Here is a 15,201-nt window from a genome sequence, read left to right on the forward strand (position 1 = left end):
CTGGGCTGCGCCGCCGCTGCCGGTAAAGGCCTTGCTCAGGCCTGTGCCGCACGGTGGGTGGCGCACAGCTTGTTGCCGGCCGGATCGCGCAGATACGCCAGATAGAGCGGACCGAACGGGCTTTGCCGCGGTCCCGGCGGGTCTTCCACGCTTACGCCACCGTTGCCCACACCTGCCGCATGCCAGGCCTCCACCACCTCCGGCGAGGCGCAGCTGAAGCCAATGGTGCCGCCATTGGCATGGGTGGCCGGCTCGCCGTTGCGCGGATGGCCTACGATCAGCAGCGCGCCGCCATGGCGGTACACCACGTTGCCCTTGGGATCGACGAAGCCCGGCTTTGCGCCGAGCGTGGACAGCAGCGCGTCATAGAACGCCTTGGATGCCTCGATGTCATTGGCGCCAACCACGATGTGCGAAAACATCAACTACCTCCTGACTCTTGGATTGTCTGGCCGCTGCGGGCCATTGGTTCCACAGCGGCATCATTTGCCAATGCAGAAGCTCGAGAAGATTCTGCCCAGCAGATCGTCGGCGGTCATGCGGCCGGTGATTTCGCCGAGCGAGTCATGCGCAAGGCGCAGTTCCTCGGCGGCCAGCTCCAGCTGGTCGTAATGCAGTTGTCCGGCGGCGGCATCGAGATGTTCGCTGGCCAGGGCCAGCGCTTCGACGTGGCGCAGACGTGCGGAGAACTCGCCCTGCATGCCCTCGCCGGCACCGTGGCTGGCGATCTCGCGCAGGCGTGCGTGCAGCTGCTCCAGGCCTTGGCCGTTGGCGGCGGACAGGGCGATGCTGTCTTCGCCCAGCTCCTGCGGCCACTGCGCTAGCAGGTCGGACTTGTTGTAAATCCATAGCTGGCGCGCGGCCTGTGCGGCGGCGTCACCAATGGCTGCCCTGCCCGCTTCCGGGTCGCGGGCATCGAGCACGACGATGGCCAGGTCCGCCCGCTGCATCTCGGCACGGGCGCGGCGCATGCCCTCGCGTTCGATGGCGTCACCGCCTTCTCGCAGGCCAGCGGTGTCGACCAGTTCCAGCTCCAGGCCGTCGATGCGGATGGTCTCGCGCAAGGTGTCGCGGGTAGTGCCGGCGATATCGGTGACGATGGCGCGCTCACTGCCGGCCAATGCATTGAGCAGCGAGCTCTTGCCGGCATTGGGTGGGCCGATCAGCACCGCGTGCAGGCCATCGCGCAGCTTGCGGCCGCGCTCGGCGTCGATGCGCAGCTGGGCCAGCAAGGCCTTGGCCTGATCGATGCCGGCGCGCACCTGCGCGCCACCCAGCGTATCCAGCGGCTCGTCGGCGAAGTCGATGGCCGCTTCGACGTGGATGCGCAGCCGCACCAGTTGTTCGCCCACCTCTTCCACCCGGCGTGAGAACACCCCATCGAGCGAGCGCCGCGCGGCACGCGCGACGCGGACGTCGCCAGCAGAAATCAGATCGGCGATGGCTTCGGCCTGGGCCAGGTCGAGCTTGCCGTTGAGGAAGGCCCGCTCGCTGAACTCACCGGCGCGGGCCTGGCGCGCGCCCAGCTCGATGCAGCGGGCCAGCAGCTGGCGCAATACGACCGGGCTGCCATGCCCTTGCAGCTCCACCACGTCTTCGCCGGTAAAGCTGCGCGGGCCAGGGAAATACAAAGCGATGCCGTCGTCGATGACTTCGCCTGCGTCATCGCGGAATTTGGCGTAATGGGCGTGGCGCGGCTTGAGCTGTGGGCAACCCAGTGCAACTGCAATCCGCAGTGACTGCGGGCCGGAGACGCGCAGCATGCCGACACCGCCGGCAGCAGCGCCGCTGGCGATGGCAACAATGGTCTGGGCTGTAGACACGTCGCTCATGGTTTACAGCTTCTGCAGTTGTGCACGGGCCTGGGCAGCGCCGCTGCCTGGCGGCTGCAGTTCCAGGTAGGTGGTATAGGCCTGCTTGGCCTTGGGCTTGTCGCCGGCATTGAAGTAGGCGTCGCCAAGATTCAGATAGGCCACCGCGCGCGAAGGGTCGATCTTCAAGGTGTTCTCAAGCCACCGCGCAGCTTCGGCATAGCGTTGCTGGCGGTAGTAGACGAAGCCAAGATTGTTGGCGGCCTGTGCAAAATCCGGGCGCAGCTTCAGTGCTTCGGTGAACTGCACGGCGGCTTCGTCATAGCGCTTCTCGCGGTACAGCTGCAGGCCGCGGTCGTTGGCCTGCTGCGCGCGCTGGCGATCCGAGGTGGGTACCGCTGCCGGCACCACCAGGGTGCTCTTGCCGCCTTGCAGATCGGCAACGGTTACCGGCGCTTCGGTCTTGCCTGCAGGCTTTGCATCCTGCGCGGCATCGACACGGCTGTTGAGGGCGATGGCGTCAGCCGATAGCTGGCGGGTATCGGCGTTGAGGAATTCCTGGCTGTCCGGCACCTGGAACACGAACTCGCCGCCCTGCGAACCGGGCAGGCTGCCGAAGGCCGGGGTCTGCCGCGATACCGCCGACACCGCAGGCGCCACATACGCAGCCAACTCGGTGCCGGTGATCAGGCCATCACCATTGAGGTCGCCCTTGCCGGCCAGCGCCTGCAGCAGCACCCAGGTGAATACCGAGTGCCCGTTCGGGCCACTGTCGGCCACCTGCTGATCGGCGCCACCGGCCGTCAGCATCTGCCGCGCGCTGCGGCGTGCGTTCTCCCGCAGGAACGAAGAAGAACTACCGCCGCCGCGAGTCAGCCCAAGTCCGCTGTAACAGGCATCCATCACGAACAATACGTGCTTGGCCTGCATGCTCTCGGCGATGTTCTGGATGTCGGTCATCGCGATCGCGTCGGTGGCGAACTCATTCGGGTCCGAATCCACCGGAATGATGTAACCGAGGTCGCGGCCGGAGGCGAGCTGGCGGGTCGCGCCATGGCCGGCGAAGAACACGAACACGCGGTCATTCTTGCCGGTGCGCTCATCGGCCAGGCGGTCGTGGAAGGCGGCCAGGATGTTGTTGCGTGTGGCCTGCTGATTCTTCAGCACGATCACCTGCGAGGACGGGAAGCCGAATTGCCCGGTCAGCGTATCGGCGATGGATTGCGCGTCACGGCCGGCGTATTCGAGCTTCGGCCACTTGGCGTAGTCGTCGATGCCAATGACGATCGCCCACGATTTTTCGTAGCCGGTGGTGACGGTGGCATCGGCGACCGCGCCCTTGCGCGCGCGGCTGACGCTGAAGTCGCGGCCGTTCCAACCGGCGAACTGGTAGCCATCGGCGATCAGCTTGTCGAGGATCTGCGGCAGCGCTTTCACCGCGCGGTCGTGGATGTCATGGAACAGGATGATGCCGCGCTGTTCCTTCTGCACCTGGTCGACCACGCGCTGCACGATGGACTCGGGCACCGGATCGGCCCAGTCCATCGAGTCGATGTTCCACATGATGGATTTCAGCCCGGCTTCGTTGAGCAGCTGCAGGCCTTCGGCGTTGCGCGCGCCATACGGGAAGCGGAACAGCGGTGCGCGCTTGGCATCCACGCCCTTGAGCAAGGTATCGGTATCCAGCACCTGCTGACGCAGCGCATCGCCAGTGGTGCGCGAGAGCTGCGCGTGGGTCAGGCTGTGGTTGCCTACCGCATAGCCATGCTCCATCAGGCCGCGGCTGATGCCAGCCATCGGCCCGAGCTTGACCTTGCCGTCGGCCTCGACCGCGCCGAGGTTGCGGCCGACTTCAAAGAACACGCCCGGCACGTCGTAGCGCTGCAAGATGGCAACGACTTCATCGGTATAGGCCTTGTGCGGGCCGTCGTCGAAGGTCAGCACCACGGTTTTTGCGGGCAGGTCGCGGCCGAAGATTTCGCGGTCGCTGTCCTGCATCGACATCGGGTAGGGCTCGATCACGCCGAAGTCGCGCAGGATGGCGTCGCGCTTGTACAGCGTGTTGAGGTGGGCGACATAGTCGTCCCACTTCTCACGCTTGAGTTCGATCGCACGGGTGCGCTCGAAGCGGCTGAAAATGCGGGTAAGTTCCTGGTTGTAGTTGCGCTCGATTTCATCGAGCGCGTCCAGGTCTTCGCCGATGCGCTGGTGCAGCTTTACGGCTGGCAGCGAGGAGTCCGCGCCCACGCGCTGATGCAGTTCGCGCAGTACTTCGCGGAAAGCCAGACGATCTGCGTCGTAAAGCTCGGGCGAGGATTCGATGTAATCCAGCACTGTGCCCAGGGTGGCGAAGCGCTGCGGATTTGGATCACGCAGCAAGGCGTCGAACTGCGCGGCGATGGCCTGGCGCTGTTCCAGGCCGTCATGGAACAACTGCTGGCCGATGCGGCTGGAGGTCTGGCGGTCTGCTGGCGACTGCTGCGCCTCATCGGCCAACAGCACGACGATGCGGCGATGGCCGTCCAGTTGTTTCTGCAATGCAGTGAGCAGCGGTGCAGCTGCTGGGTTGGCCGCAGCCGCGGCCTGCGCGCTGGCCTGGGTTGGCGTCGCAGTGGCGGTCTCGTCCTTTTTGGAACAGCCGGCGACCGTCAGTGCGGCAATCAACAAAGCGGGCAAGGACAGGCGGCGCGACAACGGACGGGGCATGGCAGGCTCGGGGTGAAAGGGTGCAGCAGATGTGGTGATTCTAACGCCACAGGCGAAGAGGCCGGCTTGCGACGAAATGCCGCCCCTCTTTGTAGGAGCGGCGTAAGCCGCGAAGCCGATACTGCTGAAACCCGTCGCAGCTGTGCGATCTGAGGGTGTCCCTGCTTCGCGGCTGACGCCGCTCCTACAAACAGCCGAACGCCCTGTCTTGGCTCGGCCTCCCCCACATGCGAAAAGCCCGCCTTGCGGCGGGCTTTTGCTTACTTGGCTTCGATCACCTTGCTCGGCGCATCTTCGCCGTGCTTCTTGATCATCCACCACTGCTGCAGCAGGCTCAGGCCGCCGTTGACCACCCAGTACAGGACCAGGCCGGACGGCATGAAGGCCATCATCACGCCGAATACCAGCGGCATGAACTGCATCATCTTCTGCTGCATCGGGTCCATGCCCACAGCCGGGGTCAGCTTCTGGGTGAACCACATCACTGCGATGTTGATGATCGGCAGGATGAAGTACGGGTCACGTGCGGTCAGATCCTGGATCCAGCCCAGCCACGGCGCCTGACGCAGTTCCACCGACTCCACCAGCACCCAGTACAGGGCAAAGAAGATCGGCATCTGGATCAGCAGCGGCAGGCAGCCACCCAGCGGATTGATCTTCTCCTTCTTGTACAGCTCCATCATTGCGGTCTGGAACTTCTGCTTGTCGTCGCCGTAGCGCTCTTTCAGCTGCGCGATGCGCGGCTGGAACTTGCGCATCTTGGCCTGCGACTTGAACTGCGCATTGGCCAGCGGGAACAGCGCCATCTTCAGCAGGATCACCAGGCCGATGATGGACCAGCCCCAGTTGCCGATCAGCTTGTGCACCTGGTTCATCACCCAGAACAAGCCCTGGCCGATGATGGCCATGATCGAGAAGCGGCTGTAATCGACCACGCGGTCCAGGCCCTTCACGTCTTCCTTGGCGATCTGGTTGACCAGCTTCGGGCCCACCCACAGACGTGCCTCGGTGCTGACCTTCTGGCCCGGTGCCACGGTGAAGCCGGGGCCGCGGGTTTCGATCACATTGCGCGGGCCGTTCTGCGACAGCAGGTACAGCGCGGACTGGTCAGCCTGCGGAATCCAGGCGGTGAAGAAATGGTGCTGCAGCATCGCCACCCAGCCACCAGCGATGGTCTGGTTGATGGTGCCGTCTTCCAGGTAATCCTTGAACGCACGACGCTGGTAGCCATCCGCCGGGCTGAACCAGGTGGCGCCATTGAAGCTGAAGGAATCCGGGTTGGTCATGCCCTTGGTGATCACCGGCGGCACGCGGTCCAGCTTGCGGAACACATAGCCCTGCCACGGTGCGGCACCGGTGTTGACCACTTCGTCCTTCACGCTGATGGCGTAATCGCCACGCTTGAAGGTGTAGGTACGGTGGATGCTGACGCCATTCGGGCCGTTCCACACAAACGGCACCTGCACTTCGTTCTGGCCATCAGCCAGGGCGACGGTAGTGACACCCTGCACCGGCTGGAAGCCGTTCGCACCAGGCACCGGCGAGTTGTTCTGGCTGGCCCAGCCAGCGGTGGCGCTATACGGATGCGCCTTGTCTTCGGTCAGCAGCTGCACCGGCGGGCTGCCGGCGGCCTTGGTCTGCGGGAACTGCAGCAGATCGGCGTCAAGCACGCTGCGGCCGTCGAGCACCAGCTTCAGTACGTCGGTGGTGACGGTCACGCGCTGGGCGCTGGCGGCGGCTTCCATGCCTGGAGCAGCGGCGGCAACCGGCGGCTGGCCCGGCACGGTGGCCTGCGGCACGTCGGCGGTGGCCGGCGCATGCAGATCCACGTCATTGGCGCCCGGCACGGCCGGCTGGGTGGTGGCCACGGTTGCCGGATCCGGTGCGGCCTTTTCGCGACCCCATTCCATCCACAGCAGCACGGCTACCATCAGCCAGGCAAAAATCAGGAATACACGGGTCTGGTTCATCAGCAGGCAGGCTCGGCTCGACCGGAGGAGGTGTCCGGTACGTTCAAAGGAAGAGGGGCGGGTGCGCCCTCGTGCGGCGGCATTGTGCCGCCCGCAGCCACAACGGGCAATGCGCCGGAACGGCGCAGCAGGCGCTCGAACGCCTCACGGATCTGTTGATTACTGGCGGTCTTGGCCGCGGATCGGGCGACGATGACGTAATCGCCACCGCTCAGGCACGACCGTAGATGGCGTGTTGCATCCCGCAACACACGCTTGATACGGTTACGACCGACCGCACGCGTATCCACCTTGCGTGACACAGCCAGGCCGAGTCGAGCGGGGCTATCCCCTTTCAACCAGTGGAGTGTCATCAAGGGATCGGATACACGGCGGGCGCCGTTGAAGACCGTTGTATATTCGGCACGCGTACGAACCCGCGCAGAGCGAGGGAATCGCTTGCGCGGGCAAGTACTGATCACGATCGGTGTTGCGCTTGCCGCTTCACGCGGCAACGCAATCAAGCGCTGAGGACTTTGCGGCCCTTGGCGCGGCGACGCGACAGGATCTTGCGGCCGTCGGCGGTCTTCATACGAGCACGGAAACCGTGATCGCGCTTGCGCTTGAGGTTGCTGGGCTGGAACGTGCGCTTGGTGGCCATTGGGGCACCTGTATGAAGTGGACGGAAAGAACCGGAAATTCTATAGACCCTATCCGGGTCGCGTCAAGTCTTGCTTGACAAAGCTATCCACAGCCCGGTGTACATCTTGTGGATGAGCCTGTGAATAAATCCGGGACAAGCATTCCCGCATCGGGCCTGCGGTGGTAGTCTGGGCCATCCACTTTCCCCCTTCCGGCCTGTGGCCCGGCGGCTTTCTGCGCCCGGCTGGCAAGCCTTTGACGACTATTGCTGATGGATGCCTGGACACGTTGTCTCGAACGTCTGGAGGCGGAATTCCCGCCCGAAGATGTCCACACCTGGTTGAAGCCGCTGCAGGCCGACCAACGCGCTGACAGCCTCGTGCTGTACGCGCCCAATGCCTTTATCGTCGACCAGGTGCGCGAACGCTACCTGCCGCGCATCGGCGAACTGCTGACCCATTTCGCCGGTTTCGGCGAGGTGATCCTGGAAATCGGCTCGCGTCCGCGTGCGCCGGAGCCGGCCCCGCTGGTCGCCCCGAGCGCCAGCCATGTGCCGGCCGCGCCAGTGGTGCCGTTCAACGGCAACCTCGACGCCCACTACACCTTCACCAATTTCGTCGAAGGCCGCAGCAACCAGCTCGGTTTGGCGGCGGCATTCCAGGCGGCGCAAAAGCCGGGTGATCGTGCGCATAACCCCCTGCTGCTGTACGGCGGCACCGGCCTAGGTAAAACCCACCTGATGCTGGCGGCCGGCAATGCCATGCGCCAGGCCAATCCGGCGGCAAAAGTGCTGTACCTGCGTTCGGAACAGTTCTTCAGCGCGATGATCCGTGCGCTGCAGGAAAAGTCCATGGACCAGTTCAAGCGTCAGTTCCAGCAGGTCGATGCGCTGTTGATCGATGACATCCAGTTCTTCGCCGGCAAGGACCGCACCCAGGAAGAGTTTTTCCACACCTTCAACGCCTTGTTCGACGGCAAGCAGCAGATCATCCTGACCTGCGACCGCTACCCGCGCGAAGTGGAAGGCCTGGAAGCCCGCCTGAAGTCGCGTCTGGCCTGGGGTTTGTCGGTTGCCATCGAGCCGCCTGATTTTGAAACCCGTGCCGCCATCGTGCTGGCCAAGGCCCGCGAACGCGGCGCCGAGATTCCGGACGACGTGGCGTTCCTGATCGCCAAGAAGATGCGCTCCAACGTGCGCGATCTGGAAGGTGCACTCAATACGTTGACCGCCCGCGCCAATTTCACCGGCCGCGCGATCACCACCGAGTTTGCCCAGGAAACCCTGCGCGATCTGCTGCGTGCCCAGCAACAAGCCATCAGCATCCCCAATATCCAGAAAACGGTTGCCGACTACTACGGCCTGCAGATCAAGGATCTGTTGTCCAAGCGGCGCACCCGTTCACTGGCCCGTCCGCGCCAGGTCGCCATGGCGCTGACCAAGGAACTGACCGAACACAGCCTGCCGGAAATCGGCGATGCGTTTGCCGGCCGCGACCACACCACGGTGCTGCACGCCTGCCGCCAGATCCGCACGTTGATGGAAACCGACGGCAAGCTGCGCGAAGACTGGGAAAAGCTGATCCGCAAGCTCAGCGAGTAAGCCCCGGGGCTGCCCTGTTGGAACGCTCATCGATGAAACAGGTGGGAAAACCATTGGGGCAGCGAGGTCTGGGCTGGAAGTGGAGCGAATGATGCACCGACGCCACTGCGGCGTCATCGCACAAAACGGTGCATGATTCGGGGGCAGGTTTTGGAGAAGTTGTGGATAAAATTGGTCGGCAAATCCGCGTCAAAATTATCCACAGGTTCACCCACCTGCTCAGTGGTAGTAATACATGGGTTTCAGCTTCAATAAAACATTTAAAAACAAACACTTAGGTGTGTTTTAAGCCAAATCTGGCTCTACCAGCACCACCAAGCTTTTGATTTAATCCACATCTTTTAAAAGCATAGGGGCACGAAACCACATGCGTTTCACACTGCAGCGCGAAGCCTTTCTCAAGCCGTTGGCCCAGGTCGTCAACGTGGTTGAACGCCGCCAGACCCTGCCGGTTCTGGCCAATTTCCTCGTCCAGGTTCAGGGCGGCCAGCTTTCGCTGACCGGTACCGACCTGGAAGTCGAAATGGTCTCCCGCATCGCGGTCGAAGATGCCCAGGACGGCGAAACCACGATCCCGGCGCGTAAGTTGTTCGAAATCATCCGTGCCCTGCCCGACGGCAGCCGCATCACGGTTTCGCAGACCGGCGACAAGATCACCGTCCAGGCCGGACGCAGCCGCTTCACCCTGGCGACCCTGCCGGCGAATGACTTCCCGTCAGTTGACGAAGTTGAAGCCACCGAGCGCGTCGTCGTGCCGGAAGCAGCGTTGAAGGAACTGATCGAGCGCACTGCGTTCGCAATGGCGCAGCAGGACGTGCGCTATTACCTCAACGGCCTGCTGTTTGACCTGCGCGACAGCATCCTGCGCTGCGTTGCAACCGACGGGCACCGCCTGGCGCTGTGCGAAACCGCGCTGGAAAACGATAACGGCGCCAAGCGTCAGATCATCGTGCCGCGCAAGGGCGTGACCGAATTGCAGCGTCTGCTGGAAGGCGGCGAGCGCGAGGTTGAGCTGGAAGTCGGTCGCAGCCATGTGCGCATGAAGCGCGACGATGTCACCTTCACCTCGAAGCTGATCGACGGCCGTTTCCCAGATTACGAAGCAGTGATTCCGATCGGCGCCGACCGCGAAGTGAAGGTTGAGCGCGAAACCCTGCGTGCTTCGCTGCAGCGTGCGGCAATTCTCTCCAACGAGAAGTACCGCGGCGTTCGCGTCGAAGTCACCCCGGGCCAGCTGAAAATCAGCGCGCACAACCCGGAGCAGGAAGAAGCCCAGGAAGAAATCGAAGCCGATACCGTGGTCAGCGATCTGGCCATCGGCTTCAACGTGAACTACCTGCTCGACGCCCTGTCGGCGCTGCGCGATGAGCATGTTGTCATCCAGCTGCGTGATTCCAACTCCTCGGCTCTGGTGCGTGAAGCCAGCAGCGAGAAGTCGCGTCACGTGGTGATGCCGCTGCGGCTCTGACCTGCAGGTTCCACGTGGAACACGAAGAAGCCCGGCTCAGTGCCGGGCTTTTTTTTGCCTGGTTTCCGCGATCTGATCAGGGTTCCACGTGGAACAGCTTTGTCAGCCGAAATTCGCGGACTTATGGATGTTGACTGGAGTCCAATTGCGGGGTTTTCGGAGAGCAGTGGCAGGGGCGCCGTGGATCCGCGTTCTTTAGCCAGATTGGCGAGTTGAGGGAAGTCTTCGGTGCCGTACATGGATCGGGGCAGTACGTGTGCCGATTGCCGGAGCTCGCTGGGTTTTCCGATTCAGGGCTCTATGCGTAGGCAGTGGTACTCCCGCTTCGTTTGGTTGGGCTTGGCTGAGCCCAGTACTCCAGCACTGGTGAAGACCTTCGATGCTTGGATTTTGTCCCTGCCCAAGCGGGCTCGCAGTAGATCAGCAAGACCTACCGCCGACTGCACTGCGGTTTCCTGCGAGGTGCCGGCGCTTTGATTCACTGAAACTCTGGTGACGCGCCGAAGTGCCGCCTACCAGGGCCTGCGCCAGCTTTCGATTCGCCATTGATTCCGTGAAATCCGCGTGCAATCCCCGCGAGAGGCAATCAGATTTGAAGAAATCTGCCCCTGTTCCATGTGGAAGCTCCCAGGGCAGAAGGGCGAGTTGAAGGTGCGGTCTCAGTCTGTTGCGAATTTCTTGAAATCTGAAACCCGCAGCGGTATCTCGGCCCACAGATTTCAAGAAATCACAGGGCTTGGTTTTGGCCCTTCCTGGCTGCCGGTTTTCTCAGCTCTATGCTTTAAATCTGAGAATAAATCAAAAGCTTGGTGGTGATGGTAGGAGCAGATTTTATGTAAAACTAGCTTAAGTTATTGTTTTAAATAGCCTTATTAGACTCGAAACCCCCTGTAAAAGTGCCCTTCTAGCCTGTGGATATCTGTGGATAAGCCTGAAGAGGGCTTCAAAGGCCAATCTTATCCACAGATTGCCCCACTTATGCACAGGGTTTGTACCCCGAGCTATACAGCCGGAAAAAAGCCAGCGAATTTCGTGAAATCTGCAGTAGCGGTGCCCACATCACCGCTCAGATTTGAAGAAATCCTGGGATGTTCCACGTGGCATCTGTATGCGCCGGCAGCTGGCAGTCGACGGAACTGTTCAAACAGGGCGGATGCTTTAAGCTGCGCATGGCCAGCCACGGACTGCGTGGCGGCGTCATGCTTTCTTTCGAGCGTCAATGCATATCGTCCGTGTTGCCTTGAACCGCGTGCGTCGGTTCGATTCGGTGGAACTGGCTCCCCGCCCTGGCATAAACCTGATTACCGGCGCCAATGGCGCGGGCAAGACCAGCGTGCTCGAAGCCCTGCACCTGATGGCCTATGGCCGCAGCTTCCGAGGTCGCGTTCGCGATGGCCTGGTGCAGAAAGGCGCTGAGAATCTGGATGTTTTTGTCGAATGGCAGGAGCGCAGCGACGCAGAACTGGGCGTTTCTACCCGCCGCGCAGGCCTGCGCCACAGCGGACAGGCCTGGAAAGGCCGTCTGGACGGTGAAGATGTGGCGCAACTGGGCAATCTCTGTGCTGCGCTGGCCGTGGTGACCTTCGAACCGGGCAGCCATGCCTTGGTCAGTGGCGGCAGTGAACCCCGCCGGCGCTTCATCGATTGGGGATTGTTCCACGTGGAACCTGACTTCCTTCCCCTATGGCGGCGTTACACACGGGCCTTGAAGCAGCGCAACGCGCTGTTGAAGATGGGCGCGCCCGGGAAACAGTTGGATGCCTGGGATTGGGAGCTGGCTGAAGCCGGAACTCCCCTCACCTCACGTCGCCAGCACTATCTGGAACGCCTGCAGGAGCGGGCGGTCGCAATTGCTGCAGATCTTGCACCTGGGCTGCAATTGAGTGCCTTGGAACTGCAGCCGGGCTGGCGTCGGCACGAAATGTCGCTGGGCGATGCTCTGTTGCTGGCCCGTGAGCGCGACCGTAGCGCAGGCTATACCTCGGTGGGGCCGCACCGGGCCGACTGGAGTGTTGGTTTCACGCAGATCCCTGGCCGTGATGCTCTATCGCGCGGGCAAGCCAAGCTCACTGCCCTGGCCTGTTTGTTGGGTCAGGCAGACGATTACGCCAGTCAGCGCGGCGAATGGCCGGTAATTGCCCTGGATGACCTTGGCTCGGAGCTGGACCGCAATCACCAGCAGCGCGTTCTGCAATTCCTGGCTGCAACACCTGCGCAGATCTTCATCACGGCAACCGAAACACCGGCCGCACTGGAAGCAGAACTGCAGCCGGCGGCTGTGTTCCACGTGGAACATGGCACCATCAATGCGGTGATCTGAGCCTTCAGGGCGGAAATTCCCCCGGCAGGTATAATCGGAACGTCATCCCCTATCTCTCATGCCCGTTCCACGGAAAGGCGCATGACCTGCGGAGCCTACGGCAAGCGCAATGAGCGAAGAACAGAACACCCCGGTCAACAACGGCAATTACGACGCCAACAGCATCACCGCATTGGAAGGCTTGGAGGCTGTTCGCAAGCGTCCCGGTATGTACATCGGCGACGTCCATGACGGCACTGGCCTGCACCACATGGTGTTCGAGGTTGTCGACAACTCCATCGACGAAGCCCTCGCCGGTCATGCCGACAACGTGCTGGTCACCATCCATGCCGATGGTTCCGTATCCGTGGCCGATAACGGCCGTGGCATCCCGGTGGGCAAGCATGCGCAGATGAGCCAGAAGCTCGACCGCGAAGTCTCCGCTGCCGAAGTGGTGATGACGGTCCTGCATGCCGGCGGCAAGTTCGACGACAACAGCTACAAAGTTTCCGGCGGCCTGCATGGCGTTGGCGTCAGTGTGGTCAACGCCCTGTCGCAGAAACTGATGCTGGATATCTACCAGGGCGGTTTCCACTACCAGCAGGAATACGCTGACGGTGCCGCGGTAACTCCTCTGAAGCAGCTGGAAACCAGTGACCGTCGCGGTACGGTGCTGCGCTTCTGGCCGTCGGTTGTGGCGTTCCACGGCAATGTGGAATTCCATTACGAAATTCTTGCCCGTCGTCTGCGTGAGCTGTCGTTCCTGAACTCCGGCGTCAACATCACCTTGGTGGATGAGCGCGGCGAAGGCCGTCGCGACGACTACCACTACGAAGGCGGCATCAAGAGCTTCGTGGAACACCTGGCGCAGGTGAAGACCCCGCTGCATCCGAACGTGATCGCGGTAACCGGCGAAGCCAACGGCATCGTGGTCGAAGTTGCGCTGCAGTGGACCGATTCCTACCAGGAAACGATGTACTGCTTCACCAACAATATTCCGCAGAAGGATGGCGGCACCCACCTTGCCGGCTTCCGCGCGGCGTTGACCCGCACGCTCAACAACTACATCGAGCAGAGCGGCATCGCCAAGCAGGCCAAGATCAGCTTCACCGGCGATGACATGCGCGAAGGCATGATCGCGGTGTTGTCGGTGAAGGTGCCGGACCCAAGCTTCTCCAGCCAGACCAAGGAAAAGCTGGTCAGCTCCGACGTCAAGCCGGCGGTGGAAAGCACCTTCGGCGCCAAGCTCGAAGAGTTCCTGCAGGAAAACCCCAACGAAGCCAAGGCCATTGCCGGCAAGATCGTCGATGCGGCCCGTGCCCGCGAAGCCGCGCGCAAGGCGCGCGATCTGACCCGCCGCAAGGGCGCGCTGGACATCGCTGGCCTGCCGGGCAAGCTGGCCGATTGCCAGGAAAAAGATCCGGCGCTGTCCGAACTGTTCATCGTCGAGGGTGACTCGGCAGGTGGCTCGGCCAAGCAGGGCCGCAACCGCAAGAACCAGGCGGTGCTGCCGCTGCGCGGCAAGATCCTCAACGTGGAACGTGCCCGCTTCGATCGCATGCTGGCCTCGGACCAGGTAGGCACGCTGATCACCGCGTTGGGCACCGGTATTGGCCGCGATGAATACAACCCGGACAAGCTGCGTTACCACAAGATCATCATCATGACCGACGCCGACGTCGACGGCGCGCACATCCGTACGCTGCTGTTGACCTTCTTCTACCGGCAGATGCCGGAGCTGATCGAGCGTGGTTTTGTGTATATCGGGTTGCCGCCGCTGTACAAGATCAAGCAGGGCAAGACCGAGCTGTACCTGAAGGATGACCCGGCGTTGGATGCCTATCTGGCCAACAACGCGGTGGAAAACGCGGCGCTGATTCCTGCCGTCGGCGAGCCGCCGATTGAAGGCGTTGCGCTTGAAAAGCTGTTGATGACCTATGCCGCGGCGCAGGAAACCATCAACCGCAACGCGCACCGCTACGACCGCAGCCTGCTGGAAGCGCTGGTCGATTTCACCCCGATGGATCTTGAGCACCTGCGTAGCGCCGGCGAAAACGAAGGCCTGGATGCCTTGGCCAAGCGTCTGAACCAGGGCAGCCTTGGCACGCCGCGTTTCAGCCTGGTCCTGCAGGAACCGAACGAGCAGCGTCCGGCTGCGGTGCTGGTTACCCGCCGTCACATGGGTGAGGAACACACCCAGGTGCTGCCGCTGGCTGCATTTGAATCCGGCGAACTGCGTCAGCTGCACCAGGCTTCGCAGCTGTTGCATGGCCTGGTGCGCGAAGGCGCCACCATCAACCGTGGCAACAAGTCCTCGGAGATCACTGGTTTTGCACAGGCACAGGCCTGGTTGATGGAAGAGGCCAAGAGGGGCCGCATGATCCAGCGCTTCAAGGGCCTGGGTGAAATGAATCCGGAACAGCTGTGGGATACCACGGTGAACCCGGATACCCGGCGCCTGCTGCAGGTTCGTATCGAAGACGCGGTGGAAGCCGACCAGATCTTCAGCACCTTGATGGGCGACGTGGTGGAACCGCGCCGCGACTTCATCGAGAGCAATGCGCTGAAGGTCATGAATCTGGATATCTGATCCAGCGCAACCGCCAGTGTGGGGGGCCCGAAAGGGGGCCCCATTTTATAACAGCCCCCGCCCCCCGGCCGGGGGTGGCCCCCACCCCCCCGACCCCGTGCCGCCGGGTGCGGGCCAACCGGCACCCCCCGGTCGG

At 62.5% G+C, this 15,201-nt stretch carries 10 protein-coding genes; 4 read left to right on the forward strand and 6 right to left on the reverse strand.

Features of this window, described 5'->3' with window-relative positions; all coding sequences use genetic code 11:
- Window positions 1-35 precede the first annotated feature (35 nt).
- From ACVOL0_RS12395 to rpmH, 6 genes are all read right to left on the reverse strand, one after another.
- Window positions 36-422, reverse strand: coding sequence for a VOC family protein (locus ACVOL0_RS12395; protein ID WP_313173727.1), 387 nt, complete (start codon window positions 420-422; stop codon window positions 36-38).
- A 60-nt stretch (window positions 423-482) separates the two neighbouring features.
- Window positions 483-1,832, reverse strand: a complete 1,350-nt coding sequence (gene mnmE, locus ACVOL0_RS12400) for a tRNA uridine-5-carboxymethylaminomethyl(34) synthesis GTPase MnmE (RefSeq protein ID WP_481549382.1) — start codon at window positions 1,830-1,832, stop codon at window positions 483-485.
- A 3-nt stretch (window positions 1,833-1,835) separates the two neighbouring features.
- A complete protein-coding gene (locus ACVOL0_RS12405; protein WP_481549383.1) occupies window positions 1,836-4,517 on the reverse strand; it encodes a polysaccharide deacetylase family protein in 2,682 nt (893 codons plus the stop codon).
- A 260-nt stretch (window positions 4,518-4,777) separates the two neighbouring features.
- Window positions 4,778-6,487, reverse strand: coding sequence for a membrane protein insertase YidC (yidC, locus tag ACVOL0_RS12410; RefSeq protein ID WP_481549384.1), 1,710 nt, complete (start codon window positions 6,485-6,487; stop codon window positions 4,778-4,780).
- Entirely contained in the window at window positions 6,487-6,990 is a 504-nt protein-coding gene (gene rnpA, locus ACVOL0_RS12415) for a ribonuclease P protein component (protein ID WP_481549385.1), read from the reverse strand. Before rnpA ends, yidC begins: the two co-directional genes overlap by 1 nt.
- Window positions 6,987-7,127 carry a 50S ribosomal protein L34 gene (rpmH, locus tag ACVOL0_RS12420; RefSeq protein WP_006404565.1) on the reverse strand — a complete coding sequence of 47 codons (141 nt, stop codon included), beginning with the start codon at window positions 7,125-7,127 and terminating at the stop codon, window positions 6,987-6,989. Before rpmH ends, rnpA begins: the two co-directional genes overlap by 4 nt.
- Before the next feature lie 252 nt (window positions 7,128-7,379).
- Here rpmH and dnaA point away from each other — a divergent pair, with 252 nt between their 5' ends.
- The 4 genes from dnaA (at window position 7,380) to gyrB (ending at window position 15,065) form a co-directional block, all read left to right on the forward strand.
- Window positions 7,380-8,708, forward strand: coding sequence for a chromosomal replication initiator protein DnaA (gene dnaA / locus ACVOL0_RS12425; RefSeq protein WP_481549386.1), 1,329 nt, complete (start codon window positions 7,380-7,382; stop codon window positions 8,706-8,708).
- 367 nt (window positions 8,709-9,075) lie between these two features.
- The gene (gene dnaN, locus ACVOL0_RS12430; protein WP_057629944.1) at window positions 9,076-10,176 is read left to right on the forward strand and encodes a DNA polymerase III subunit beta; all 1,101 of its coding nucleotides are present in this window, start codon (window positions 9,076-9,078) and stop codon (window positions 10,174-10,176) included.
- 1,219 nt (window positions 10,177-11,395) lie between these two features.
- The gene (gene recF, locus ACVOL0_RS12435) at window positions 11,396-12,496 is read left to right on the forward strand and encodes a DNA replication/repair protein RecF (RefSeq protein WP_481549387.1); all 1,101 of its coding nucleotides are present in this window, start codon (window positions 11,396-11,398) and stop codon (window positions 12,494-12,496) included.
- 109 nt (window positions 12,497-12,605) lie between these two features.
- A complete protein-coding gene (gene gyrB / locus ACVOL0_RS12440) occupies window positions 12,606-15,065 on the forward strand; it encodes a DNA topoisomerase (ATP-hydrolyzing) subunit B (protein WP_481549388.1) in 2,460 nt (819 codons plus the stop codon).
- The last annotated feature ends 136 nt before the right edge of the window (window positions 15,066-15,201 follow it).

It is taken from the genome of Stenotrophomonas sp. STEN021 (genome assembly GCF_056760175.1).